This is a genomic window from Synechococcus sp. ATX 2A4 (assembly GCF_024346375.1).
In the GTDB taxonomy this organism is placed as follows: Bacteria; Cyanobacteriota; Cyanobacteriia; order PCC-6307; family Cyanobiaceae; genus MW101C3.
On sequence record NZ_JAGQCV010000008.1, the window covers coordinates 1 to 20,898 of the forward strand.

General features: G+C 64.4%; 25 protein-coding genes and 1 tRNA gene. 14 read left to right on the forward strand and 12 right to left on the reverse strand.

Translation table 11 applies throughout. The features are described from left to right. Window positions 1–954: 954 nt before the first annotated feature. Together petD and petB are read right to left on the reverse strand one after the other, a co-directional pair. Window positions 955–1,437: a cytochrome b6-f complex subunit IV gene (petD, locus tag KBY97_RS08795; protein ID WP_094514044.1), complete on the reverse strand. Its 483-nt coding sequence runs from the start codon at window positions 1,435–1,437 to the stop codon at window positions 955–957. A 61-nt stretch (window positions 1,438–1,498) separates the two neighbouring features. After that, window positions 1,499–2,173, reverse strand: coding sequence for a cytochrome b6 (gene petB / locus KBY97_RS08800; protein ID WP_255146457.1), 675 nt, complete (start codon window positions 2,171–2,173; stop codon window positions 1,499–1,501). 69 nt (window positions 2,174–2,242) lie between these two features. Here petB and ctpZ point away from each other — a divergent pair, with 69 nt between their 5' ends. Genes ctpZ through minC form a run of 3 tightly spaced genes read left to right on the forward strand, consistent with a single transcriptional unit; the run spans window position 2,243 to window position 5,468 of the window. Further along, window positions 2,243–3,454, forward strand: coding sequence for a carboxyl-terminal processing protease CtpZ (gene ctpZ, locus KBY97_RS08805; protein ID WP_399217594.1), 1,212 nt, complete (start codon window positions 2,243–2,245; stop codon window positions 3,452–3,454). Further along, window positions 3,451–4,722 (forward strand): HD domain-containing protein, encoded by a 1,272-nt coding sequence (locus KBY97_RS08810; RefSeq protein WP_255146460.1) that lies wholly within the window; start codon window positions 3,451–3,453, stop codon window positions 4,720–4,722. The genes ctpZ and KBY97_RS08810 overlap by 4 nt, the downstream gene beginning before the upstream one ends. 23 nt (window positions 4,723–4,745) lie before the next feature. Continuing rightward, entirely contained in the window at window positions 4,746–5,468 is a 723-nt protein-coding gene (minC, locus tag KBY97_RS08815) for a septum site-determining protein MinC (RefSeq protein WP_255146462.1), read from the forward strand. Window positions 5,469–5,592: 124 nt separating this feature from the next. Here minC and KBY97_RS08820 read toward each other — a convergent pair whose 3' ends face one another. From KBY97_RS08820 to KBY97_RS08830, 3 genes are read right to left on the reverse strand one after another with little or no spacing between them, the layout of a single operon-like run. Continuing rightward, window positions 5,593–6,192 (reverse strand): chromate transporter, encoded by a 600-nt coding sequence (locus KBY97_RS08820; protein WP_255146464.1) that lies wholly within the window; start codon window positions 6,190–6,192, stop codon window positions 5,593–5,595. Continuing rightward, window positions 6,189–6,791 carry a chromate transporter gene (locus tag KBY97_RS08825; RefSeq protein WP_255146466.1) on the reverse strand — a complete coding sequence of 201 codons (603 nt, stop codon included), beginning with the start codon at window positions 6,789–6,791 and terminating at the stop codon, window positions 6,189–6,191. Before KBY97_RS08825 ends, KBY97_RS08820 begins: the two co-directional genes overlap by 4 nt. After that, window positions 6,791–7,789: a phosphatidylserine/phosphatidylglycerophosphate/cardiolipin synthase family protein gene (locus KBY97_RS08830; protein WP_255146468.1), complete on the reverse strand. Its 999-nt coding sequence runs from the start codon at window positions 7,787–7,789 to the stop codon at window positions 6,791–6,793. Before KBY97_RS08830 ends, KBY97_RS08825 begins: the two co-directional genes overlap by 1 nt. Window positions 7,790–7,912: 123 nt before the next feature. On the opposite strand from KBY97_RS08830, the gene minD reads away from it, so the two are divergent. From minD to KBY97_RS08850, 4 genes are all read left to right on the forward strand, one after another. Further along, complete coding sequence (gene minD, locus KBY97_RS08835) at window positions 7,913–8,731, forward strand: septum site-determining protein MinD (protein ID WP_255146470.1); 819 nt, start codon at window positions 7,913–7,915, stop codon at window positions 8,729–8,731. Window positions 8,732–8,737: 6 nt separating this feature from the next. Beyond that, a complete protein-coding gene (gene minE, locus KBY97_RS08840) occupies window positions 8,738–9,043 on the forward strand; it encodes a cell division topological specificity factor MinE (protein ID WP_255146471.1) in 306 nt (101 codons plus the stop codon). Between the two features lie 103 nt (window positions 9,044–9,146). Beyond that, on the forward strand, window positions 9,147–9,392 hold the full coding sequence (locus KBY97_RS08845) for a response regulator transcription factor (RefSeq protein WP_255146472.1): 246 nt from the start codon (window positions 9,147–9,149) through the stop codon (window positions 9,390–9,392). An 11-nt stretch (window positions 9,393–9,403) separates the two neighbouring features. Further along, window positions 9,404–9,475: transfer RNA gene (locus tag KBY97_RS08850), tRNA-Thr, on the forward strand. 204 nt (window positions 9,476–9,679) lie between these two features. On the opposite strand, the gene KBY97_RS08855 is transcribed toward KBY97_RS08850, so the two are convergent. The 5 genes from KBY97_RS08855 to KBY97_RS08875 all read right to left on the reverse strand — a co-directional run bounded on the left by KBY97_RS08855 (window position 9,680) and on the right by KBY97_RS08875 (window position 13,177). After that, window positions 9,680–9,838 (reverse strand): hypothetical protein, encoded by a 159-nt coding sequence (locus KBY97_RS08855; RefSeq protein WP_255146473.1) that lies wholly within the window; start codon window positions 9,836–9,838, stop codon window positions 9,680–9,682. Window positions 9,839–9,845: 7 nt separating this feature from the next. Then, window positions 9,846–10,478, reverse strand: coding sequence for an L-threonylcarbamoyladenylate synthase (locus KBY97_RS08860; RefSeq protein WP_255146474.1), 633 nt, complete (start codon window positions 10,476–10,478; stop codon window positions 9,846–9,848). Beyond that, the gene (gene prmC / locus KBY97_RS08865; RefSeq protein ID WP_255146476.1) at window positions 10,471–11,391 is read right to left on the reverse strand and encodes a peptide chain release factor N(5)-glutamine methyltransferase; all 921 of its coding nucleotides are present in this window, start codon (window positions 11,389–11,391) and stop codon (window positions 10,471–10,473) included. Before prmC ends, KBY97_RS08860 begins: the two co-directional genes overlap by 8 nt. Window positions 11,392–11,455: 64 nt before the next feature. Further along, a complete protein-coding gene (locus KBY97_RS08870) occupies window positions 11,456–12,613 on the reverse strand; it encodes a DNA-processing protein DprA (protein ID WP_255146477.1) in 1,158 nt (385 codons plus the stop codon). 123 nt (window positions 12,614–12,736) lie between these two features. Then, window positions 12,737–13,177 carry an acyl-CoA thioesterase gene (locus KBY97_RS08875; protein ID WP_315857151.1) on the reverse strand — a complete coding sequence of 147 codons (441 nt, stop codon included), beginning with the start codon at window positions 13,175–13,177 and terminating at the stop codon, window positions 12,737–12,739. A 104-nt stretch (window positions 13,178–13,281) separates the two neighbouring features. On the opposite strand from KBY97_RS08875, the gene KBY97_RS08880 reads away from it, so the two are divergent. Beyond that, window positions 13,282–14,133, forward strand: a complete 852-nt coding sequence (locus tag KBY97_RS08880; protein WP_255146480.1) for a universal stress protein — start codon at window positions 13,282–13,284, stop codon at window positions 14,131–14,133. 293 nt (window positions 14,134–14,426) lie between these two features. On the opposite strand, the gene psbM is transcribed toward KBY97_RS08880, so the two are convergent. Then, complete coding sequence (gene psbM, locus KBY97_RS08885) at window positions 14,427–14,534, reverse strand: photosystem II reaction center protein PsbM (protein ID WP_094514076.1); 108 nt, start codon at window positions 14,532–14,534, stop codon at window positions 14,427–14,429. 45 nt (window positions 14,535–14,579) lie between these two features. Then, window positions 14,580–15,035 (reverse strand): 2Fe-2S iron-sulfur cluster-binding protein, encoded by a 456-nt coding sequence (locus tag KBY97_RS08890; RefSeq protein WP_255146482.1) that lies wholly within the window; start codon window positions 15,033–15,035, stop codon window positions 14,580–14,582. Between the two features lie 223 nt (window positions 15,036–15,258). Between KBY97_RS08890 and psbB the strand changes: the two genes are divergently transcribed. The 6 genes from psbB (at window position 15,259) to metK (ending at window position 20,886) form a co-directional block, all read left to right on the forward strand. Then, entirely contained in the window at window positions 15,259–16,818 is a 1,560-nt protein-coding gene (gene psbB, locus KBY97_RS08895; RefSeq protein ID WP_255146483.1) for a photosystem II chlorophyll-binding protein CP47, read from the forward strand. A 24-nt stretch (window positions 16,819–16,842) separates the two neighbouring features. After that, window positions 16,843–16,938 (forward strand): photosystem II reaction center protein T, encoded by a 96-nt coding sequence (locus KBY97_RS08900; protein WP_006042122.1) that lies wholly within the window; start codon window positions 16,843–16,845, stop codon window positions 16,936–16,938. Window positions 16,939–17,089: 151 nt separating this feature from the next. Further along, window positions 17,090–17,593, forward strand: a complete 504-nt coding sequence (gene nrdR, locus KBY97_RS08905) for a transcriptional regulator NrdR (RefSeq protein WP_255146484.1) — start codon at window positions 17,090–17,092, stop codon at window positions 17,591–17,593. A gap of 98 nt (window positions 17,594–17,691) precedes the next feature. After that, window positions 17,692–18,747 carry a 30S ribosomal protein S1 gene (locus KBY97_RS08910; RefSeq protein ID WP_255146485.1) on the forward strand — a complete coding sequence of 352 codons (1,056 nt, stop codon included), beginning with the start codon at window positions 17,692–17,694 and terminating at the stop codon, window positions 18,745–18,747. A gap of 32 nt (window positions 18,748–18,779) precedes the next feature. Next, window positions 18,780–19,649: an HAD family hydrolase gene (locus KBY97_RS08915; RefSeq protein WP_255146486.1), complete on the forward strand. Its 870-nt coding sequence runs from the start codon at window positions 18,780–18,782 to the stop codon at window positions 19,647–19,649. Further along, complete coding sequence (gene metK / locus KBY97_RS08920) at window positions 19,624–20,886, forward strand: methionine adenosyltransferase (RefSeq protein ID WP_255146626.1); 1,263 nt, start codon at window positions 19,624–19,626, stop codon at window positions 20,884–20,886. The genes KBY97_RS08915 and metK overlap by 26 nt, the downstream gene beginning before the upstream one ends. Window positions 20,887–20,898: the final 12 nt, after the last annotated feature.

The window sequence follows — 20,898 nt, forward strand, 5'->3', positions numbered from 1 at the left end:
AGGCATGACGCAGCAAAAGCGTCAGTTCCTAAACTTTTTTAGTTGTCCAGGTGCGCCTTGCCCTCTTCAGGGCTCGGCTCTCGCGGCTTCCTCAGCCGCTTTGAAAACTTACAGCATCGTCGGCTTCTTCCGCCTTCTCCTCTGTAAGCACTGCGGCAGGTGCCTCTCGGCTCCCGCCCAGTCCAAAAAACTAGCACACTCACCCACCCTCAACTCGCAATCAGGGCTTCTGCCCACGGGGCAAAGCTGGAAGGAAACGCCAGAAATTCGAGAAACCCATTGCAACAACAGGCATTTAGCTCGCATGGCCCTGGGGAGAGCACCTGCCGCGACCGCCATCGAGTGGCATTCGCCCCATTGAAGAATCGCGCCAAATGTCGGTTGCGAACCTTTGCTGCAGGCGCCCCAGTGCGCCTGCAGCCAGACATTTGCCTGCCTTGAAGTTGGGGGACGGAGCCAGGCCGGTGCCGGAAGAGCGCTACAACTCTCCGCCGACCTCTATGGGAGCGACGGCGGTGGCACAGCGCTGCAGGCGTCTCGCCCCAGAGCACGTGCTCTCGAGCCGTGGTTCTTGCGAGCCCATTTCGAACTCCTACTCCGATCTGAACCAATGCTGCTCTGCTTCTGCGCCCTATCGTCCCCGCCTCGAGTGGACCCGACGGATTTGGCACCGGAGCCCTCAGCCATAGGGAGCAATGCGTTTGGGCAAGCAAGCGCGGCGCCGTTCAAGGCGGTGAGCATGGACCTGCCTCTGCCCCTCAGAGAGGCCTCAAAAGAGCCCTGTGTGGCACTTGCTACAGACGCGCCACCAAGGACCCAGGCCAAGCTGGCTTTGACGAGATTGACTCCCAGCTAACCGATGAAGGGCAGGGGAGACCCGCCGACGGGTCTCCCCATAAAAAAAGCCGCGGCTGAAGCCGCGGCAGGGTACTGATGGCCGCACTGTGCAGGAGGTCAGAACAGGCCGAGGGTGAGAGATTTGTCGATGGGCATGGCAGCGCCGATGCCTAGATAGATGGTGAAGGCGGTTCCGAAGAGGAAAGCCCCCATGGCCACAGGGCGGCGGAAAGGGTTCTGGAACTTGTTGAAGCTCTCAATGAAGGGGATGAGCATCAAGCCGAGGGGCACCATTGTTTGCAAGGCGATGCCGAGCAGCTTGTTGGGAACCACCCTCAGAATCTGGAAGACGGGGTACAGGTACCACTCCGGCAGGATTTCCAGAGGAGTGGCGAAGGGATCGGCTTTGTCGCCGAGCATGGCGGGGTCGAGGACAGCAAGACCGACAACGCAGGCGATGGTGCCGAGGATCACCACCGGAAAAATGTAGAGGAGATCGTTTGGCCAGGCAGGCTCACCGTAGTAATTGTGCCCCATGCCCTTGGCGAGCTTGGCGCGGAGCTTGGGATCGCTCAGATCAGGCTTTTTGAGGATGTGCATGAGGGGTGACCTTGGTGGGGGTGGCGGAGAACCGAGAAAAGATGCCTGGAGCGGGAAGAGATCACAAAGGACCGGAAATGCCTTGCTTGCGGATCATCAGGAAGTGCATGAGCATGAAAACCGCGAGGAGCCAGGGCATCACGAAGGTGTGCAGGCTGTAAAAGCGGGTGAGCGTGGACTGGCCGACGCTTTCGCCACCGCGGAGCAGCTCAACCATGAAATCTCCGACGACAGGGACAGCTGCGGGGACGCCGGAAACGATTTTCACTGCCCAGTAGCCCACTTGATCCCAGGGGAGGGAATAGCCGGTGACCCCGAAGGAGACGGTGATGACGGCCATGGTGACACCGGTGATCCAGGTGAGCTCTCGGGGGCGCTTGAAACCACCGGTGAGGTACACGCGGAACACGTGAAGAATGAGCATCAGCACCATCATGCTGGCGCTCCAGCGATGAACCGAACGAATCAGCCAACCGAAGCTGACATCCGTCATGAGGTATTGGACCGAGGAGTAAGCCTCAGCGACCGTCGGCTTGTAATAGAACGTCATGGCGAAGCCGGTGGCAAACTGGATCAGAAAGCACACCAGGGTGATGCCGCCAAGGCAATAAAAAATGTTGACGTGGGGCGGCACGTACTTGGAGGAGATATCGTCTGCGATCGCCTGGATCTCCAGACGCTCCTCGAACCAGTCGTACACGGGGGACGACTTGGCAGCCGGAGACGAGTTCGCCATGCAGCAGGGGACGGTGGGTTGCGAGAGTCTACCGATTGCTGTGGACCCGTCGTGATCGCTGGCAGGCCACTGAAACAGAGGGCATGGGCTCTGGCGCTTGCGGCCTCAATGGCCCTGCTTCTGATGGGGTGGCCGCCCTCTGCTCAGGCGCTCAACGATGCGCAGCAACTGGTGGTGGACGCCTGGCGCCTTGTGAACCAGAGCTACGTCGACCCCGAACGCTTCGAGGAAGTGCACTGGCGCCAGTTGCGCCAACAGGCCCTTGAGCGACGGATCGAAAGCAGTGGTGAGGCCTACGACGCCATTGCCGCCATGCTGGCCCCTCTTGAAGATCCTTACACCCGGTTCCTGAGCCCGTCCGACTACTCCGCCCTTCGTTCAAGCACCAAGGGGAGCGTCAGCGGGGTAGGCCTGCAGCTTGGAACCGTGGGCAGCGATCAAGCGATCGTGGTGATCGCCCCCCTCGATGGCTCACCGGCTGCGGAAGCGGCCATCAGCTCCGGCAGCGTTCTGCTTGAGGTGGAGGGCGAGAGCTGCGTCTCACTCGGTCTGGAAGCCACTGCGGCGCGGCTGCGGGGGCCGGCTGGAAGCCGGGTTCAGATTCTGGTGCGCTCCTCCGAAGGGATAGAGCGACAGTTGCTGCTGGAACGCAGAACCGTGGATCTGCAGCCGGTGCGGCACCGCGAACTCGACGCGCAGGGCCACCGGCTGGGGTATCTACGCATCAGCCAGTTCAGCGAGCAGGTGCCCGAACAGGTACGGCAAGTTCTGGCTGGCTTCGTGAGCCACGGGGTGGAAGGGCTAGTGCTTGACCTGCGCAACAACTCCGGCGGCTTGGTGGATGCCGGCGTGGCCGTGGCCGGCGCCCTGCTCGATGGCCAGCCGATCGTGGAGACCCGCACCCGCAGCGGGCTGAGCGAAGGGCGGCAGGCCGCTCCCGGCCAACTTTTCCGCGGGCCGATGCTCACGCTGGTGAATGGCGGCACAGCCAGTGCCAGTGAAATCCTGGCCGGCGCCCTCCAGGACGATGGACGTTCTCGGCTGCTGGGCAGCCGCACGTTCGGGAAAGGGCTGATTCAGACACTGATCGGGCTGGGTGACGGCAGTGGTCTCACGGTGACCGTGGCTCGCTACGTGACTCCCAGCGGCCGCGACATCCAAAGCCTGGGCATCGCCCCCGACCAGGCCCTGGCTGAACCGGAACCGCTCAACCCAGGCGGCGAGGACGACACCTGGCTGGCGGAAGCAGCCGCACGGCTCGCCGGGGAGTTGGCCTCATGAAACGCACCCGTACGTATCACGACCCCCTGCATGGGGCGATTCGCCTCGACAGTGACATCCCAGCGGAAGCGCTGGTCATGAAGCTGGTCGACACCGTGCCGTTTCAACGGCTACGCCGCGTCCGCCAGCTGGGGCCGGCCTTCCTGACCTTCCACGGGGCTGAATCCAGCCGCTTCACCCATTCCCTCGGGGTGCTGCATCTGGCCCGACGCGCCCTGGCGGAACTCGCTCCCCAGGATCCCGATCTGCTCGAAGCCCAGGGGGTTCTGTACGCCGCGGCCTTGCTGCACGACGTGGGCCATGCCCCACTCAGCCACTCGGGAGAAGAGATGTATGGACTGAGGCACGAGCGGTGGTCGGCCCGGCTGGTGCGCGAACACCCGGATCTGCGCGGCCCGATGGAGCAGTTCGCTCCGGGCACGGCCGATGCTGTGGCCACCCTGCTGGCGGAGGGGGTCCATGCCCATCCATCGATCGCCGCGCTGGTGAGCAGCCAGCTCGACTGCGACCGCCTCGACTACCTGCTCCGCGACAGCCACAGCACCGGAACCTGTTTCGGCCAGCTGGACCTCGACCGCCTGCTGGCCGCCCTGACCCTGGCACCCGACCGCGGCCTGGCCATCCATCCCAAAGGCCTGATGGCGGTGGAGCACTACCTGGTGGTGCGCAACCTGATGCACCGGAGCGTGTACAACCACCGGCTCAACGTGGTCTGCAACTGGCTGCTCCGGCAGCTGATCCTGGCCGCCCGCGACGCAGGCCCCGATCAGGTGTTCGCCGATGCCGTGATGGCCCGCTGGCTGTGGGAGCCGGCAGCGGTGGACCTGTCCACCTATCTGGCCAACGATGACGTGCGCACCGGCTATCACCTGATGCGCTGGGCCGAGGACGGCCCTGAGCCCCTGCATCAGCTGAGCGCTCGGCTGCTGGAACGCCGGCTGTTGAAGGCCCTGGATGTGAGCTCCCTGCCGGCGGAGGGTCGTTTGGAACTGCTGGCACTCGCTCAGCGTCAGGCTGCTGCCTGCGGCATGGACCCACGCGTGTGCTGCGGGATCGATCAGCGCCAGAGCCGTGGTTATCACCCTTATAAAGGTGGCCTGCGTCTGTGGGACGGCTACACACTCGAAGCGCTTGAGGAGCGATCACCATTGGTGAGCAGCCTGGTGCAGCCTGTGGAGCTGTGCTGGCTGATCCATCCAGCTGAGGTCCAGAAGGAGCTGAAAGCAGCACTTCGGCATCAATCGGCTGAAACCAGGCCTCCTGGGTAAGTTGGCGTCCCTCGCCCGCACCGATGGCTGCTGTTCTGATTGCGGCTTCAGCGCCCGGCCTCGCCCATCAGATGCTGCTGCCGGCCGTCCCTGATGGAGCAGCCAGTGCCCTGCAGAACGTGCGCCTTGGTCTGGGGCACCGGCCACCGCACGGGCCGGTGGTGCTGCACAGCGGAAGCTGGCAGCTGGATCTGCCGAAACTGCGTGAGCTTCAGCGGCTGTTCCACACCCATGGCCTGAAGCTCTGCCGGGTGGAGGGGCATTGCGAGGAAACGCTGGTGGCAGCGGCGGCGATCGGGCTTCCGGTGATCTCCAACCGCGGCGCGGAGGACGACGGGAGCGCGACGGGGGAGGGCCACAACCAGGCGAGCGGCGCCATCGAGGCCTTGACTGGTCGCGACGGACTGAATCTGCACCGCGGCACGCTGCGCTCCGGAGATCACCTGGAGGTGGGGGGATCGCTGCTGGTCCTTGGAGATGTGAACCCAGGCGCCCGTGTGCGCGCCGTCGGTCATGTACTCGTGTGGGGACGGCTGCGGGGCATCGCCCATGCGGGCTGCGCTGGGGATGCAAACGCCAGGATCGTGGCGATGCAGCTACGACCGCTGCAGTTGCGTATCGCTGATGCCGTGGCCCGCGGGCCCGAAGATCAACCGCCGCACGGCTTCTGCGAACAAGCCACCCTGGTGGGAGGAACCATTCGAATTGATCCGGCGGAACCGTTCTGGCCGGTCGCAGACGCCTGAAGGACTCGCCAATCCACCATTCGCGCGATTTCGGTGCTGCCTTTGTTTCGGTGCTGGAACCGCCAATCAAGGACGTCTTGAAGACGGTGCGGGCGGACGCAGCCGCCGGCTCGCGGCCAGGGCATCAGCGGTTGATGATCCCCAGCCCCCCTAACAGGCCCGCCACCGCCATGAACCAAAGCGGCGAAACACGTGTGCGAAGCATGAGCACACACACCACGATCGACACGAGATAACCCGGAACGCCGTGGTTGGCCGTGTTGAGGATCTTGAGGCCCACCACAAAGAGAATGCCCAGGGTGATCGGCCCAAGACCGCGCTCGAAAGCCAACCGCCAGGGGGAATGCTCCAGGCGTTTCCAGCTGAGGCAGGCGACCACCATCAGCAGCGTGGACGGAATGAGGATGGACAGTTCAGCGGCGTAGGCACTCACGAGCGCCATCCATGGCCCTTCCTTCCATGCCGCCCCCATACCCAGCAAGCCGACAATCATCGAGCTGGGGCCTGGCGCAGCTTCGGCCAGTGCATACACATCTGAAAACTGTGAGGCGGTAAGCCAGCAGAACTGCGCCACGCTGATGTGGTGATACTCCGTCAGCAGGGTGTTGCCGCCTCCCAGCGAAAACAACGAAAGGGACAGGAAGGTCCAGATCAACCGGAGAAATTCACCGAGCTGCGTTGGCGAGGGGGCCGTGCAGGAAAGGAAGAGAAACGGCGTGTTCATGACGGCTCCTGATCTGTGCGGCGAGGCCAGTACCAGGCCATGGCCAGCGGACCAGCCACCAGCACCATCGGAATCAAGCGCACATGAAACACCACCATCGCCACGAAGGTGAAGGCAGCCAGGAGCAGGGCAACCCGATCACGCCAGTAGGTGTGCAGAATCTTGAAGCCCATCGACAGGGCCATGCCCGCTGCCGCGGCAACGACCCCGGCCAGCACCCGATCCACAGCCGGGATCTCATGCACCTGGAAGTAAACGAGCCCGAGCCCCATCAGCAGGGTGAACGGCACCAGCAACATGCCGGCCAGAGCCACCAGAGCTCCGACGAGCCCGTGAAAACTGGTGCCGATATAGACAGCCATGTTGATCTGGTTGGGCCCCGGGAACAGCCGCGCCACGGTGAGGCCGGTCAGGAAGTCCTGGTCGGACATCCAGCGGCGCTGCTCCACCACAATGCGCTGGCTCCAGGCCGAAAGGCCGCCGCCAAAAGAGGAAAGCGCCACCTGCAGCATGCCGATGAACAGCTGACGCAGGCAGGGCGGTGGCGCCAGCCCAGGGGCGGCCGGGATCAGCTGTGGTTCCGGTTGAGTAGCGGACATCAATCGTGCACGAAGTGGGGATCTGGAGGGAGTTCTCCTAATTCGTGCAAGCTGGGATCAAGCGGGTCAGGGGCGGCGTAGGGGCTGGCCTGCTGCCAATCGGCCGTGAAGGTGGCCTTGAGCCGTTCCACCACGGCTGGAGCATCACATTCGATGCCCAGCTCGCGCCGCAGATCGAAGGCGCTGCGGTCGATGTTCATGGATCCCGTCTGGGCGGCGATGCCATCCATGAGGATCAGCTTGGCGTGCAGTTTCAGATGCTTCTGCCGCCGCACCTTCACACCGAAGCGTTGCATCACCCGCAGTGATGAAAACGTGTCGTAGATGTCCCAGTCGCTGATGCCGTGCTTGCCCCCGCAGAGCACGCGCACCTTCACCCCCCTCTCACGAGCCGAAATGATCCGATCAAGGATCACCGCATCCACGAACTTGGGATGCTGGATCCACAGCGTGCTTGTGGCCGCGTCCACGATCCGCGCCATCTGTCCGCGGCTGTGCGTGCTGCTCCACAGCAGGCCGACATGCAGGTCGGGGGAGAAGAAGGTGCGGTTCCAATCGGCCTCGAAGCCCGCAATCACTTGCTCCACCACCACCCCCGCACAGCTCACCACGCCGTAGTCGCGGGTCTGGGTGAAGTATTTGTCACTGAGGTTGAAGGTGGCGATCAGGGCCTGCTGGCGGTCCACCACCATCGATTTCTCGTGCGTCACCGGGAAGGCTTCGCTGGTCCAGTTCACCTCCAGTCCCCAGTCACATAACCGCTGATAGGCGGCATCGTTCCAGCGATCGCCGCCGGAGGTGTGGGGATTGAGCATCACCCGCACCTGGACGCCGCGTTGATGGGCCCGCAGCAGGGCCTTTTCCACTGCCTGCGATTCGAGCTTGAACTGCTTCAGCAGCAGTTGCTCCCTGGCCCCATCAATCAGCTCCACCACCGCTTCAGCGCCGTCGTCGGGCATGACCAGGAGCCTCTGGTGACTGGGAAGCGGATCAGGCATCGGAAAGGCGACGGCAGGTGCACCGTTTTACCGGGCTTTAGCGCGTCTCGCCCGCAGAGGAAACGCGGTCGGGGGGTTCTGCACCACAGATGGACGTAACGTGCACGCATCCCTGGCAGCGCCGTGACCTCCGCTTCGAGCCGCACGATCCTCATCTGCTCCGGCAAGGGGGGGGTCGGCAAGACCACCCTCACCGCCAACCTCGGCATTGCCCTGGCCAAACAAGGCGCCAAAACCGCCGTGTTGGATGCCGATTTCGGTCTGCGAAATCTGGATTTGCTGCTCGGCCTCGAAAACCGGATCGTGTACACGGCTCAGGAAGTGCTGGCTGAAACCTGCCGCCTGGAGCAGGCGCTGGTGAAGCACAAGCAGGAACCGAATTTATCGCTGCTGCCCGCCGGCAACCCACGCATGCTCGAGTGGCTCACGCCCGACGACATGAAGAAGATCGTGGCGATGCTGGAAGAACGCTTCGATTTCGTGCTGATCGACTGCCCGGCCGGCATTGAGGATGGCTTCAAGAATGCGGCGGCCGCCTCCCGCGAAGCCCTGATCGTGACCACTCCGGAGGTGTCCGCTGTGCGGGACGCCGACCGGGTGATCGGCCTGCTGCAGACGCGGGAAATCCAGCCGGTGCAGCTTGTGCTCAACCGGGTGCGGCCCAAGATGATGGCCAATCAGGAGATGCTGGCCGTCGACGACGTGACCGACATCCTCGCCCTGCCGCTGGTGGGCCTGGTGCTGGAGGACGAGCAGGTGATCGTCTCGACGAACCGCGGCGAACCGCTCACCCTCAACGGCAGCCGCTCACCCGCAGGCCAGGCCTACATGAACGTGGCACGGCGCCTGCGGGGCGAAGACGTGCCGTTGGTGGATCCCACCAAGAAAGCGCCAGGACTAAGGGCCAAGTTCGGCCGCTTGATGCAAACCAAGATTTTCTGATCACCGATGACGCTCCGCGAACTCATCGACAAGCTGCTGGGACGTCAACCGGCCAGCGCTGCCACCGCCAAGCAGAGGCTTCAGCTGGTGCTCGCCCACGACCGCAGCGATCTGAATCCTGAATTGCTGGAGAAGATGCGCCGTGAAATCCTTGAAGTGGTGTCCCGCTATGTCGAAATCGATCTTGAAGAAGGCGATGTGAGCCTTGAAACGGAAGACCGCGTGACCGCTCTGGTGGCCAACCTGCCGATCAAGCGGGCCCGCACCACGCCATTGCCTCCGCCATCTGGCACAGCAGCAGCCTCCGCCTGATCTGGCAAGCGGCTTCATGCCAGTGCCCTGAGCAAAGCCGCAAGCCGGGCGGAGCCAATCCGCAACAAGCAGGTTGAAGCAGCGACTGCGTGGGAACCCTGGCATGAGCCCCCTGTCAGCGATGGACCCTTTGCCTGCCACCACCGAAGCCATCCAGCCTGCCCCCGTGCTCACCCCGGCCGAGCGGCGCGTGCTGCACCTGTTGAAGGAGGGGAGGAGCAACAAAGGCATTGCCGCCGCTCTCACCTTGAGCCACCGCACCGTGGAAAGCCATGTGTCGCATCTGTTGGCGAAAACCGGCTGCGGCAACCGGAGCCAGCTGCTGCTTTGGGCGCTTGGCGAGCGATAAGCTCAGCGGGTGCCGGCTTAGCTCAGCGGTAGAGCAGCGCTTTTGTAAAGCGAAGGCCATCGGTTCAAATCCGTTAGCCGGCTTCCCCTTGTTCTCAGCCTGGCTGCCGTTTCCTCGAGGCCAGCGCACTCCAGCCATTTGCGGGCGTTTCCTTGCCATTCAGCAGTTATCTTCCTTGTGGGGCGTACTTCGGGGCGAAATAGTTATCCATGGCTTGGAGCAAGCTGCGGCCTCAGGAGGCGAAAAGGCCGGTAGGTGGAGAGGAGAAGCTCATCAGCCGCCACCGTTCAGGAGCGCCGGCCCGCCAGCAACCAACCGCCCGCGATCAGCGGCAGCCAGATCCAGCCCTTCAACGCGAAGACCGGCGTAAACACGCGCACCACCGGGTCGAGGAGGACGTCGAAACCGGTGAGCAGGACCAGGATCAGCAGGATCAGCCAGAGCATTGCCGCATCATGGCGCGCCATTGATGGGCACCACAGCCCCACGGCGCAGCACCTCCCAGCCGCCGCCTGGAAGCCAGCGGAGCACCGTGCTGGCCTGACCTGCCATCGACGGCCACGGCAACGGAGCCAGGATTGGCAACCCGCTGAACACCGCGGCAACCTCGGAAGGGGTGCGGCAGGGAGCCTCGCCAGAGCGATTGGCGCTTGTGGTTGCCAGCGGACCGGTGCGCCGCAGCAGATCCAAAGCCGAAGCACAGGCCGGAATCCGCAAACCAAGGGAGATTCCCTGCTTGGGTGCACTGGGCTGAAGGGCCTCAACAATCGGGCCGCTCGCCGGCAGCACGAGGGTTACCGCGCCCGGCCAGCAGCGCCCCGCCATCTCCAGCCAGGCAGACTGCAAAGGCTGGTGCAACGCCGCAAATAACGGCTCTGCATCAGCCCCCATGAGGATGAGCGGCTTGCCTTCGGGGCGCTGCTTGAGACGCCAGATCTGGGCGGCCGCATGAGGCTGGCTGCCAAGAGCGGGAAGGGTGTCGGTAGGAAACACCGTTGCTCCGCCCTTGGCGAGATGTTCGGCCAGAGCCGCTGGCCCGAGGGTGAAGGGCTGGGAAAAGCCAGGAGCAGGAGTCGGATCAATCATCGAGCGATAGCGGGCGGCGGGCCTGGACGAAGCGGCAATGCCCTTCCAGATCTTTGTGGGCCACCACCGCTTCCAGGCCTGCAGCGCTGAGCAGGGAGCACACGGCAGAGGATTGGTCGTGGTGATGCTCAAGCAGCAGCCAGCCCCCGGGGGCGAGGGCCTGGAGAGCTCCGGCGGCAATCGAGCGGACTGCATCGAGGCCATCGGCACCTCCATCGAGGGCGAGATGGGGTTCGTGCCAGCGCACCACGGGGTCAAGCAGGCTCACGTCGGCCGAGGGGATGTAAGGGGGGTTGCTCAGCACCAGATCCAGCTGGCCCCAGACAACCTCAAGGGGCGCCCACCAGGACCCTTTCAGCTGTGCGACCCGGCCCCTGACACCGGCACGCTGGAGATTGGCATCGGTGTGGTGGAGCGCTTCGGCCGAGCAATCCACCGCGCACCCCTGGGCCTCAGGGAAGGCCAGCGCCAGCGCTACTGCCAGGCAGCCGGAACCGGAGCCAAGATCAGCCCAGCGGCGCGGCCAGCCTGCAGGCAGGGCGCGGGCGTGCTCCAAGGCCAACTCCACCAGCAACTCCGTTTCCTGGCGCGGAATCAGGGCACCGGGCCCCACAAGTAGCTCAAGATCGCGCCACGGGCACACTCCCACTAAGTATTGAAGAGGGATTTTCTCGCTGAGGTGGCGGTGCCAGAGCCCCTCAATCTCCCCGAGACTGCAACCCAGAACCACGCTGAGCTCAGGCTGAAGGCGCAGGCGATGCCGGCTGTGGCCATCCACACCGCCGGCAAGATCCAGCAGCCAATCAAAATCGGCAGGGGCTCCCCCTAAGCGAAGGAGCTCACGGCGCCACGGCCAGAGCTCCGTGCCGCTGAGCCGCTCTTGCTCTGGGGAGGCTGCAAAATGTGCCGACACAGCAGCAGAAGCCTTTGGTGAACCTGGAACGGCGATGGGGTTGCGGAGGGCGGATGCGGAAAGGCTAAGCAAAGCTGCCGTTGGCGGGCCGCCAGTACAAACCCGGCTCGGCGCTGATCAGCCCCGCCAGCTCCAGATCCAGCAGCAGGCTTGACAGATGGGCTGGAGGCTCTCCAAGGGCCTGAGAAAGGTGCTCGAGCGAGGCCCCGCTGCCCAGGGCGGCGAGCAGGCGACGCTGCGGCTCCGGCAGTGCCCCCACACTGCAAGGGGCCAAGGCCGCGGCCTCCTCAGCCTGGTTCTGAGCCGCTAGCAGCGGGCCGGGGCCCAGTTGGCGCACCAGATCGCCTGGCTGCAGCAATGGTGTGGCGCCTTGCAGCAGCAACCGGTTGCTCCCTTGGGCAGACACCTTTGCCGCATCGGCCGGCACCACCCACAGAGGCAGGCCCTGCTCCCAGGCCAGAGCTGCGGAATGCAGCGCACCGCTCTTGAAGGGGCACTCGATCACGACCACCGCCTTGGCGAGAGCCACCTGCAGGCGATTACGGGCGGCGAAGTGGCCACGCTGAACCGAGGCCCCCGGGGGTTGCTCCGTGATCAGCAGCCCTCTGGCGGCCACAGCCTGCTGCAGGGGCCCGTGATGGCGGGGATAAGCGCGCCTTAGCGGGGTGCCGAGCACCGCCACAGGCTTGCCACCGTTCGCCAGGCAGCCCCGATGGGCGGCGGCATCGATGCCATCGGCGAGGCCACTCACCACCGGCCAGCCCGCCGCGGCCAGGGCGGCACCCACCGCCTCCGCCATCGCCAGGCCATGCAGGGATGGGTTGCGAGTGCCCACGACAGCCACCGCCTCACGGCGGCGCAACAACGGCCACAACGTTCCCTGCCCTTGCCAATGAATCGCCAGGGGCGGCCGTTCCAGGGAGGCGAATGCCAGCGGACTGGCGGGATCCCCGGGGAGCAGCACCCGGCGCATGCCCGCTGGCACCGGCCTGGCGGCAGCAACCGGATCGGTGCCGTGTCGCCGCCGATGGCCCTCCACAGCGGCCAGCAACGCGGCACCAAACCCAGGCACAGCAGCCAGATCAGCGGCCGGAGCCTTCCAGGCCTCTGCGAGGGAACCGAATCGCTGCTCCAGCAACTCAAGCCGACGGATTCCCAGGCCTGGGCAGCCCGCCCAGAGCAGCCACCAGCCCCGGCGCCGTTCTGGCCAGGCCAGGCCCACCGCGGGGGCGACCTTGCTACAACCGGCACCTCGGGGCGATGGGCGCAGCGCAGCGGCAGAACCCCGAGGAAAGCTGACGGCGACAAGCTCTCCCATCCAGCCAAAGAAGTCAGTACACTTGTACTATGGCATAGCCGTCATGGGTCCTCGCCGCAAGGCTGCCAGGGCCTTCGCCAGGTCGGCGGGTGGTTGGCGTCGCAGCCGCCGCTGCGGAGCGCCCCCGAGGGGATCGGGCCTGGATTCCACCAGCACAAGCTCCACCCGCGCAGTGGCGGCCACATGCCTTCCAACTCCCACGAACCTGCTGCACCAGGGCAGTCGCAACCCCTGCGCCGCGCCCACCATGCTCTCGATATCGACACTGTCGCCGTGCTGGAGCGGGCGGCGATAGTCGATGGTGAGCGAAACCACTGGCAACTCCAGCCCCCTTTCGGAAAGCGTCCGATAGGGCAATCCCACCGCCGCCAACGCCTCCACCCGTGCCTCCTCCAACCAGCGGAGGTAGGCCCCATGCCACATCACACCCGCGTGATCCGTGTGCTGGGGCAGCACGCGGCGGGTCAATCGCCAGGGCCAGGTCGGATCAAGAGCGTCCATTACGACCTCGACAGGGCAAGGCTGCTGGCCGCGGAGGCGGCCATAGGCTGATTTTGAACCGTGACGCCCCCGTGTTTCGCAACCTTTTGATCGCCGATTCCGGCAAGGGCCATGTGGAGGAAATGGTGCGCATGCTGCGCGACCTCCCGGCCTTCCGGCAGGCACGGCTCAACCTGCTCCATGTGGTGCCCGAGCAGTCGGGGGAAACCGTGCAGGAGCACTGGCAGCGGGCCGGCGGCCTGATGGCGGAGGCCGTTCAGCGCCTGGGCCTCAATCCCACCGATGTGAACACGATCATCCGCCAGGGGGATGCCAAGCAGACCGTGCTGAAGGTGGCAGAAGAGCTCGATGCCGACCTGATCGTGATGGGGTCGCGCGGCCTTGGGCGGCTGCAGTCGATCCTGGCCAACAGCTCCAGCCAATACGTCTTCCAACTGTCCACCCGGCCCATGCTGCTGGTCCGCGACGACCTTTACGTCCGGCATGTCAACAGGGTGATGGTGACCATCGATGGCACCGGCGTGGGCGATGACGCCCTCAAGATTGCCTGCGAGTTGGTGAAGGAGATTCCCGGTGGCACGCTCACCGGTGTGCACGTGAGCCGCCAGCAACTGGCACCGAGCCGAGGGGGGAAAACCCCTGCAGACGAGGTGCTGGAGAAAGCCAAGCAGCGCGCCCGCAGCTTTGGAGTGGAGCTCAAAGGAGTGCACCGCGATGGCAACGATGTGGGGCGGGAAGTGTGCACGGCTGCCAAGGAGATCGAGGCTGATCTGCTGGTGATTGCCTCTCAGGATCGCCGCCCATTGGTGGCCAAGGCGCTGGTGGACATTGATCGGTTGCTGGGGAACTCGGTAAGCGACTTCATCCGGGTCCACGCTCCTGCGCCGGTGCTACTGGTGCGCGAACCAGAACGCCGCGACTGAAAACGGAAGCCCCTCACCCCTCAATGGGGGTGCTTCACGCGGTTGTGATCGTCACGGGCACCCCTGCAAAAGGAACAGCCTGTTGCCCCCAACCGCCGCACCGTGGCTGTGAAGCGGGATCACTGTGAACGGGGATCACTGTGAACGGGGATCTCCGGGAAGTGGGATCTCTGAAGGGCGAACGTCAAGTTCGCATTCCTGCCAAAAGGCTTCCTTAACAAAAATTTTCTTGCCAGAAAATCCCCCCAGGCAAGACCTGCGGGCGTTCCGGGATGTTAGAGCCAGGACTGTGCTCAGCCCTGCTGACGGCTGTTGGTCTGGATGTAGAGGATGATCAGAAAAATGGCCGGGACCAGCACGAACAACAGGCTGGCCACGAAACCGAGATCGTTGGTTTCCATCAAGGCATGGAGGACTCAGCGGACCGTATCACCATTGCCCAGCCCTTACGGAAGCCCTTCATCCGTCGTTGTGGTCGTGGCCTCCCCTTCCTCAGGCTCAGCGGGCGCTTCCACCACAGGCCAGCTGGTGGGCCCCTCCGGCAAGAGTTGCTGATGGGCCTCCGCAAGCCGCCGGTCGCCGTCCTGCAGAGCCACCTGGGGGCGCGTGACCACAATCACTGAGTGCTGAACGAGCGCCTGACAAGCCAGACGCCAGTTCTCAGGGCGTTTGAGCAGCTTCCGCTCCTCCACAGCCGTGCGCGGGGTCAGGGTGGCGGCGCCCGTTACCGGCTCCTCGACCGCCACAAAGCAAGTAATGCACTGGCCGCAGCCGCCGCAATTACCCAACTTCCCCTTCAGCCCATAGATCTCCACCCCTTCGCGCAGTGCCACCTCCCGCAGGTTTTCGCCGGGATAACAGGTGACATCGCGGCCTTCGCGAACAAAGCGGATCACGGGCATGGAGGAACGGCTCGAACAGCCCCATTGTGCTCTCCAGGTTGCGAAATGTAACTACACCACCGCAACAGAGCCAGACCCCGTATCACGGCTCGTTTCAGCTGCCTTGATGGTCCCTCCGCAAAGGAAGGAAACCCTTACGATCGCCAGCACGGAACGATCCATCTGATCGTCCGCTGCTTGGGCTTCACCCTTGCAGCCGTTTGTTTCCCCGGACCTAACCCCCATGGGATTGCCCTGGTATCGGGTGCACACGGTCGTGATCAACGACCCGGGCCGCCTTCTGGCCGTGCACCTCATGCACACCGCTCTTGTCGCCGGCTGGGCCGGCTCCATGGCGCTTTACGAGCTCGCCATCTTCGATCCCTCCGACCCGGTGCTCAACCCCATGTGGCGCCAGGGCATGTTTGTGATGCCCTTCATGGCCCGCCTTGGGGTCACAGGCAGCTGGGGAGGCTGGAGCGTCACCGGTGAAACCGGTGTCGACCCAGGCTTCTGGAGCTTCGAGGGCGTTGCCGCTGCTCACATCATTTTCAGTGGCCTGCTGTTCCTTGCCGCCATCTGGCACTGGACCTACTGGGATCTCGAGATCTGGCAGGACCCACGCACCGGTGAGCCCGCCCTCGATCTGCCAAAGATCTTCGGCATCCACCTCCTGCTGGCCGGCCTCGGTTGCTTCGGCTTCGGAGCCTTCCACCTCACCGGGGTCTTCGGCCCTGGCATGTGGGTGTCCGATGCCTACGGCCTCACCGGACACTTAGAGCCTGTTCAGCCTTCATGGGGGCCCGAAGGATTCAATCCTTTCAACCCCGGCGGAATCGTGGCTCACCACATTGCTGCGGGGATCGTGGGCATCATCGCCGGCATCTTCCACATCACCACTCGCCCCCCAGAGCGCCTCTACAAGGCCCTGCGGATGGGCAACATCGAAACTGTGCTCGCCAGCGCGATCGCAGCTGTATTTTTTGCCGCCTTCATCGTGGCCGGTACCATGTGGTACGGCTCCGCGGCCACTCCGGTCGAGCTGTTCGGCCCCACCCGCTACCAGTGGGATCAGAGCTACTTCAAAACCGAGATCAACCGCCGAGTGGCCACGGCCATGGAGGCCGGAGCTAGCAAGGAAGAGGCTTACGCCTCTATTCCTGAGAAGCTCGCCTTCTTCGACTACGTGGGCAACAGCCCTGCCAAGGGCGGCCTGTTCCGTGTCGGTCCGATGGTCAACGGTGATGGCCTGCCCACCAGCTGGCTGGGTCACATCAGCTTCACCGACAAAGAAGGGCGTGATCTGCAAGTCCGACGCCTGCCCAACTTCTTCGAGAACTTCCCTGTCATCCTGGAAGACAGCACGGGCATCGTCCGGGCTGACATCCCCTTCCGACGCGCCGAGGCGAAGTACTCCTTTGAGCAGACGGGCGTTACCGCCACCGTCTACGGCGGTGCCCTCGACGGCCAGACCTTTACAGACCCTGCGGACGTGAAGCGCCTGGCACGCAAGGCCCAGCTGGGTGAAGCCTTCGAATTCGATCGCGACACCTACCACTCCGATGGCACCTTCCGCAGCTCCCCGCGCGGCTGGTTCACCTTCGGGCATGCCACCTTCGCTCTGCTCTTCTTCTTCGGCCACATCTGGCACGGGGCTCGCACCCTTTACCGCGATGTGTTCGCAGGCATCGACCCTGATCTTGGCGAGCAGGTCGAATTCGGCCTCTTCCAGAAACTCGGTGACCGCTCCACACGTCGGATCCCCGAGGGCTTCGTGCCCCCGGCCGGCAGCCCCCTCAGCTGATCGTCCCTTCGCCCGAGAACCTCGATGGAGAGCTTCGCCTACATCCTGATCCTGACCCTGGCGATCGCCACACTGTTCTTCGCCATCGCCTTCCGCGATCCCCCGAAGATCGGTAAGTGATCCCAGTCCAGCTCTGCCCCCGCCCCGGCGGGGGCTTTCTCATGCCCAGAGGAGGGCCAGGGGAAGGGTAGAAAAGCTGAGGGCGAGGACCCTTTTCATTGAATGAATGTCTGCGTACAATTGATAAGCGCAATTTGCGGCGAAACAAGGGATGCAATGTCCCTCCTGCCAACACACCGACAGCCGGGTGCTCGAATCCCGTTCCGCCGACGGAGGCAGGAGTGTGCGTCGCCGCAGGGAATGCCTCAACTGCGAAGCCCGCTTCACCACCTATGAGCGGGTCGAAACGGTGCCGGTCACTGTGGTCAAACGCAACGGCCACCGGGAATTGTTCAGCCGCGAAAAGCTGCTGCACGGCCTGATCCGCGCCTGCGAGAAAACCGGCCTGGAGCCGGCACGGCTGGAAACCGTGATCGACGAAATCGAGCTCCAGCTTCAGCAACGCGGAGGCCGCGAGGTAACCAGCGCCGAGATCGGCGAGCTCGTGCTCCAACAGCTCGGCGAGATGAGCGAGGTGGCCTACGTGCGCTTCGCCTCCGTCTATCGCCAGTTTCAGGGCATCAGTGATTTCGTTTCCGCCCTGGAAGGGCTGAGCCGGCGTCCCACCAAGCGCCGCAACGACGGATCGAGCCCCGCACTGGCCATCTTGAACTGACGGTCGCGCCGATTCGTATAGTCGGAGATTGGGTTTGCGCTGTCGGCGGGCAGCCAGGCCGAACCTTCGCTCTGCCACAGGCAGACCGCCACTCCTTCATGACCGTGACCCCTTCCGACATCAGCAGCGCCGAGGCCGACCTCGAACTGATCGACACCGCCGCCACTGATCTGGACCTCGACATTCCGGAAGAGGTTCCCACCGCTGACGACCCCTCCAGCCGCGCTGCAAGCCGCGACGCCGATGGGGCCGGTTTCACCCTGGAGGAGTTCGCCTCTCTTCTCAGCAAGTACGACTACAACTTCAAACCCGGCGACGTGGTGAATGGCACCGTGTTCGCCATGGAGCCCAAGGGCGCCATGATCGACATCGGCGCCAAGACGGCCGCCTTCATGCCTCTCCAGGAGGTCTCGATCAACCGCGTCGAGAACCTCAGCGACGTGCTGGAGCCCGGTGAGGTTCGCGAATTCTTCATCCTCAGCGAGGAGAACGAAGACGGCCAGCTCACCCTCTCGATCCGTCGCATTGAGTACCAGCGGGCCTGGGAGCGCGTGCGTCAGCTCCAGAAGGAAGACGCCACCATCTACAGCGAAGTGTTTGCCACCAACCGCGGCGGTGCCCTGGTGCGGGTCGAAGGCCTGCGCGGCTTCATCCCCGGCAGCCACATCAGCACCCGCAAGCCGAAGGAAGATCTCGTCGCCGACTTCCTGCCCCTGAAGTTCCTGGAGGTGGACGAGGAGCGCAACCGCCTGGTGCTCAGCCATCGCCGCGCCCTGGTGGAGCGCAAGATGAATCGTCTGGAAGTGGGCGAAGTGGTGATCGGCACCGTACGCGGCATCAAGCCCTACGGAGCCTTCATCGACATCGGCGGGGTCAGCGGTCTGCTGCACATCTCCGAGATCAGCCACGAGCACATCGAGACACCCCACACGGTGCTCAATGTGAACGATCAGATGAAGGTGATGATCATCGACCTCGACGCCGAACGGGGCCGCATCTCCCTCTCCACCAAGGCTCTCGAGCCGGAACCCGGGGACATGCTCACGGATCCACAGAAGGTGTTCGACAAGGCCGAGGAAATGGCCGCCCGCTACAAGCAGATGCTGCTCGAGCAGGCCGAGGAGAACGAGCCGATGGGCGTCACCCTCGACTGAGCGCCATAACCTGGGGCGCCTGCACCGATCCGATGGTTCAACTGTTCCTGCGTGGTCAGCCCCTCGGATCGGCTGAAGCCATCCTTTTCGACAAGGATGGCACCCTCAGCCTGAGCGAACCAGGTCTCCTGGCCCTGAGTCGCGCCCGTCTCCAGGCCTGCCTTGAGCATGTTCCTGAAGCCCTTCGCCCCCAGTTTCAGGACCTGCTTGAGCGGGCCTATGGCCTGGTGGGCGATCAGCTCAACCCGGCCGGCACCACCGCAGTGGCGAGTCGTACCCACAATCTGATCTCCACAGCCACCGCCTTCTGTCAGGTGGGCCTGGGTTGGCCGGAAGCTCTGGATCACAGCGAAACCGTGTTCGCCGCGATCGATCGTGAGCACCTCCACAGCGACGGGGATCGTCCGGGCAAGGCCCCGCTGGCACCGCTCAGCGAGGGAATAGCCCCTCTGCTGCTGGAGCTTCACCGCTCAGGGGTACAGCTGGCGGTGATCAGCAACGACGACAGCGAGGGAATCCACAGGTTCCTGGTAGGCCACGGGCTCGCTGAGCTGTTCCAGGAGATCTGGAGCGCCGACATGCGACCGACAAAGCCGGATCCGGCGGCGGTGCATGGGCTCTGCTCCAGGCTTGGGGTCAGCCCCTCCGCCTGTGCTCTGATCGGAGATGCCAGCAGTGATCTGCTCATGGCCGAACGGGCAGGGGTGGGCTTGGCCCTGGGCTACAGCGCCGGCTGGAGCAGCAGGCCGCCGCTGCCGGAGCATCTGCCCCGCCTCGATCATTGGCACGAGCTGCGGGTGGCTGGTTCCTCTGGGATGCACCCATCACCAGAGCCGCGAGATAAGCTCAGCCAGCCTGAAGTCGGTGCAAGACTGGATGAGCCGCTACGTCTTCACATCTGAATCGGTCACCGAGGGCCATCCCGACAAAATCTGTGATCAGATCAGCGACGCCGTTCTCGATGCACTGCTGAGCGCCGACCCCGCCAGCCGGGTGGCCTGCGAAACGGTCGTCAACACCGGGCTTTGCCTGGTCACCGGCGAGGTGAGCACCACCGCCCGCGTCGACATCACCAGCCTGGTGCGCGGCGTGATCGAAACGATCGGCTACAGCGGCGCCAAAGCCGGTGGCTTTGATGCCAACAGCTGTGCGGTGCTCACCGCCCTCGACCAGCAGTCGCCCGACATTGCCCAGGGCGTGAATGAGGCCGACGATCACGACGGCGACCCCCTCGACCTGGTGGGTGCTGGTGATCAGGGCATCATGTTCGGCTTCGCCTGTGACGAAACCCCGGAGTTGATGCCACTGCCGATCAGCCTGGCCCACCGTCTGGCCCGCCGGCTGGCCCAGGTGCGTCACGACAACACCCTTCCTTACCTGCTGCCGGATGGAAAGACCCAGGTCAGCGTCGTTTACGAGAACGATCGGCCGGTGGCAATCGACACCCTGCTGATCTCCACCCAGCACATGGCCGAGATCGACGGAATCAGTGATGAGGCGGGCCTGCGCCAGCGCATCGCGGATGACCTCTGGACCCATGTGGTGATCCCAGCCACCGCCGATCTACCGCTGCAACCCGAGCGCGCTGCGGTTCGCTTTCTGGTCAATCCCACCGGCAAGTTCGTGGTGGGTGGCCCCCAGGGTGATGCGGGCCTGACGGGGCGAAAGATCATCGTCGATACCTACGGCGGAACGGCGCGCCACGGCGGTGGAGCCTTCTCCGGCAAGGATCCCACCAAGGTTGACCGTTCGGCGGCCTACGCCGCCCGCCACGTGGCCAAGAGCCTGGTGGCCGCTGGTCTCGCCCGGCGCGTGGAGGTGCAGCTCAGCTATGCGATCGGCGTGGCCAAGCCCGTGAGCATCCTTGTGCAGAGCTCCGGCACCGGCAAAATCAGCGACGACGACCTCACCGCCCTGGTGCAGGAACACTTCGACCTGCGCCCCGGGGCGATCATCGAGACCTTCGGCCTGCGCGATCTCCCCCGTCAGCGGGGCGGCCGTTTTTACCAGGATGTGGCCGCCTACGGCCATTTCGGCCGGCCCGACCTGAACCTTCCCTGGGAGGACGTGGGTGAGGCCGCCGCCCGGCTGCAGCAAGCCACGGCCGATCGGGTTCCCGTGGGCCAGCCAGCCGCCTGAGCCAGCCCCCCT

Coding starts and splice junctions, on each gene's coding strand:
- petD (WP_094514044.1), bottom strand. CDS start 1,437: ATGCACATCCTCAAAAAGCCTGATCTGAGCGATCCCAAGCTCCGCGCC.
- KBY97_RS08820 (WP_255146464.1), bottom strand. CDS start 6,192: ATGAACACGCCGTTTCTCTTCCTTTCCTGCACGGCCCCCTCGCCAACG.
- psbB (WP_255146483.1), top strand. CDS start 15,259: ATGGGATTGCCCTGGTATCGGGTGCACACGGTCGTGATCAACGACCCG.
- KBY97_RS08825 (WP_255146466.1), bottom strand. CDS start 6,791: ATGTCCGCTACTCAACCGGAACCACAGCTGATCCCGGCCGCCCCTGGG.
- KBY97_RS08845 (WP_255146472.1), top strand. CDS start 9,147: ATGAGCCCCCTGTCAGCGATGGACCCTTTGCCTGCCACCACCGAAGCC.
- KBY97_RS08900 (WP_006042122.1), top strand. CDS start 16,843: ATGGAGAGCTTCGCCTACATCCTGATCCTGACCCTGGCGATCGCCACA.
- minC (WP_255146462.1), top strand. CDS start 4,746: ATGGCTGCTGTTCTGATTGCGGCTTCAGCGCCCGGCCTCGCCCATCAG.
- KBY97_RS08915 (WP_255146486.1), top strand. CDS start 18,780: ATGGTTCAACTGTTCCTGCGTGGTCAGCCCCTCGGATCGGCTGAAGCC.
- KBY97_RS08830 (WP_255146468.1), bottom strand. CDS start 7,789: ATGCCTGATCCGCTTCCCAGTCACCAGAGGCTCCTGGTCATGCCCGAC.
- metK (WP_255146626.1), top strand. CDS start 19,624: ATGAGCCGCTACGTCTTCACATCTGAATCGGTCACCGAGGGCCATCCC.
- nrdR (WP_255146484.1), top strand. CDS start 17,090: ATGCAATGTCCCTCCTGCCAACACACCGACAGCCGGGTGCTCGAATCC.
- psbM (WP_094514076.1), bottom strand. CDS start 14,534: ATGGAAACCAACGATCTCGGTTTCGTGGCCAGCCTGTTGTTCGTGCTG.
- KBY97_RS08855 (WP_255146473.1), bottom strand. CDS start 9,838: ATGCTCTGGCTGATCCTGCTGATCCTGGTCCTGCTCACCGGTTTCGAC.
- minE (WP_255146471.1), top strand. CDS start 8,738: ATGACGCTCCGCGAACTCATCGACAAGCTGCTGGGACGTCAACCGGCC.
- KBY97_RS08910 (WP_255146485.1), top strand. CDS start 17,692: ATGACCGTGACCCCTTCCGACATCAGCAGCGCCGAGGCCGACCTCGAA.
- KBY97_RS08810 (WP_255146460.1), top strand. CDS start 3,451: ATGAAACGCACCCGTACGTATCACGACCCCCTGCATGGGGCGATTCGC.
- KBY97_RS08890 (WP_255146482.1), bottom strand. CDS start 15,035: ATGCCCGTGATCCGCTTTGTTCGCGAAGGCCGCGATGTCACCTGTTAT.
- KBY97_RS08860 (WP_255146474.1), bottom strand. CDS start 10,478: ATGATTGATCCGACTCCTGCTCCTGGCTTTTCCCAGCCCTTCACCCTC.
- petB (WP_255146457.1), bottom strand. CDS start 2,173: ATGGCGAACTCGTCTCCGGCTGCCAAGTCGTCCCCCGTGTACGACTGG.